The sequence below is a fragment of the Anaerorhabdus sp. genome, assembly GCF_036637135.1.
Lineage (GTDB): Bacteria > Bacillota_I > Bacilli_A > Erysipelotrichales > Erysipelotrichaceae > Anaerorhabdus.
Window position 1 is genome coordinate 1 of record NZ_JAVWNC010000112.1, and the last position, 2,601, is coordinate 2,601.

Annotated in this window: 3 protein-coding genes and 1 pseudogene; all 4 read left to right on the forward strand. The window is 32.6% G+C overall.

What is annotated here, in order from left to right; translation table 11 throughout:
• Positions 1-15: 15 nt before the first annotated feature.
• The gene (locus RR643_RS11550; protein ID WP_332469463.1) at positions 16-732 is read left to right on the forward strand and encodes an ABC transporter ATP-binding protein; all 717 of its coding nucleotides are present in this window, start codon (positions 16-18) and stop codon (positions 730-732) included.
• A complete protein-coding gene (locus tag RR643_RS11555) occupies positions 729-1,466 on the forward strand; it encodes an ABC transporter permease (protein WP_332469462.1) in 738 nt (245 codons plus the stop codon). Before RR643_RS11550 ends, RR643_RS11555 begins: the two co-directional genes overlap by 4 nt.
• 9 nt (positions 1,467-1,475) lie before the next feature.
• On the forward strand, positions 1,476-2,276 hold the full coding sequence (locus tag RR643_RS11560) for a MerR family transcriptional regulator (RefSeq protein ID WP_332483307.1): 801 nt from the start codon (positions 1,476-1,478) through the stop codon (positions 2,274-2,276).
• Positions 2,277-2,342: 66 nt separating this feature from the next.
• Positions 2,343-2,601: pseudogene (locus RR643_RS11565) on the forward strand (HD domain-containing protein); the annotation flags it as partial.

The window sequence follows — 2,601 nt, forward strand, 5'->3', positions numbered from 1 at the left end:
CGAGGAGGAAAAATTATGAATGTACTGGAAGTAAGTCATGTGAAGAAACAATATGGTGATCGTGTTGTGGTAAATGATATATCACTGAGTGTTAAAAAAGGAGAATGCTTTGGGATACTAGGGCACAATGGGGCAGGTAAAACAACATTGGTGGAATCAATACTTGGATTAAGAAAAGTGGAGGGTACTATCACATTGCTGAACCATGATATGAAAAAGCGTAATCAAAACCTATTTAATAAAATAGGTGTACAACTTCAACAATCTGCATATCAAGACAAAATAAAAGTAATTGAAATCTGTGAAGAACGAGCGGTTTTATATCATAAAAAAATTGATGTTAATGCAAAGTTAAAAGAATTTAACTTGGACATGTTTAAAAACAATGAAGTTAACTCGTTATCAGGTGGTGAAAAACAACGATTATCAATTATGTTAGCATCCATACATGATCCAGAAGTCTTGTTTCTCGATGAATTAACAACTGGACTTGATGCAGTGGCAAGAAGAGAGGTGTGGAACTATTTGAAAGAATTAAAAACAAAAGGAAAAACAATTATTCTTACATCCCATTTTATGGATGAGGTAGAAGTGCTGTGTGATCATGTCATCCTATTAGAGAATGGTAAAGAACTCATTCAAGATAGTGTTAAGAATGTAATTGCAAACTCTCCATACAAAACAATGGAAGAAGCCTATTTATGGTATATGAAAGAAGAGGGACTCATATGAAAAAATGGAGTACGTATTTAAGAATTCAAACACTTCTATCAATTAGGGGTATTGATTTAGTTTTCTTTGGTATTTTGATGCCATTGGGTATAGTTGGTTTAATTGGAATGGTGACACAAGGGCAAACAACGAGTTTTGGTTATTCATTCATAGAAGGCTCTTTTGGATCCCTTATGACAGTAGGTATATGTGCGACTGCATTTATGGGACTACCTCTTATGATTACAGATTATCGAGAAAAGAAAATATTAAAACAATTCTTTTTAACCCCTGTAAGTCCTGGATTCATCTTGTTGGTTAATGTTATTGTTTGTGCATTATTTTCTACGATATCTGCCTGTTTAGTTTATTTGTTTCTTCACTATGTATGGGGATTCGTGATTGTTGGAAGTGTAGGAATGGTCATTCTTTCATTTTTCCTAACGATGATATCCATGTTTGGATTAGGTATGCTGATGGCCAGTTTATGTCATACTGTCAAAATATCTAATTTGGTCTGTTCACTTGTGTATTTTCCAATGTTATTTTTATCAGGAGCAACAATTCCTTTTGAAATATTTCCAGAATGGATGCAAACGATTGCGAGTTTTTTACCCTTATCGATTGGAATTGACTTACTAAAAACGACATCCATGAACTTATCAAGTACACAAGTACCTATGCAAATTGGTATTTTGTGTATAATTATATTACTTAGTATAGGTGTTTCACTTAAAACATTTAAGTGGGAATAGGAGGTCTATATGTTTCGTATTGGGGAGTTTTCGAAGATGGGGCAAGTGTCAATTAAAACATTACGTTATTATGATGAAATAAATTTATTAAAACCAGAAGAAATAGATTTTCTTTCTGGATATCGTTATTACACAACGAAGCAATTGGTTAGTTTACATGAAATTCAATTTTATAGACAAATTGGATGTACGCTGCAAGAAATAAGAGAAATTTTAAAGGAAGAAGAAGTTATGGATATATTAAGTAAAAGAAAAAAAGAAATTGAAGAAAATATATTAGAATTAACACAACAAAGTAAACAAATTAATTTGATATTAAATAAAGATAAATTAGAATCGAAATACAAAGCGATTATAAAAGAAATACCTCGTCAAATTATTTATGCGAAGAAACTTACTGTATCGGATTACGCTGACTATCTTAAACTCATTCCAAAAATAGGGGAGGAAATCATCGAGCTAAATCCAAACTTAAAATGTGCAAGTCCAGAGTATTGTTATATCTCGTATTTTGGTGATATTGAGGAAGGCAAGAGATGGGAAATTGAGTATTGTGAAACGGTTGAAGAAAAAGGAATAGCACCAGCGGGAATTGAATTTAGAGAAAGTGAAGCGATCACGGTTGTGTCTGTTATGCATAAAGGAAGTTATCGAGAATTAAGACTTGCTTTTGCCTATGCGATTGATTGGGTAGAAAAGAATGGATATATTATGGCGGGATATCCAAGAGAGAGTTACATTGATGGTATATGGAATAAAGATGATGAAAGTGAATGGCTAACGGAAGTACAAATTCCAATTAGTAAATAAATAGATTCTCCAACTATCCCTATTTGATGATAAATGGTGTAAAATAGGGATAGTGGAGGATTTCTCATGTTTAAAAAGCTAGATGAAATTAAAGTATTAAGAGATCCAATTCATGGCTATATCCATGTTGAATATGATGTAATATGGAAATGTATCAACAGTCGTGAATTTCAAAGACTACGTCGTATAAAACAATTGGGTGCTTCTTACATGGTGTATCACACAGCAGAGCATTCACGTTTTGCACATTCTTTAGGAGTGTATGAAATCGTAAGAAGAATGATTCAAGAAAATAATGATATTGGATCAACAGTTTCTGAACGAG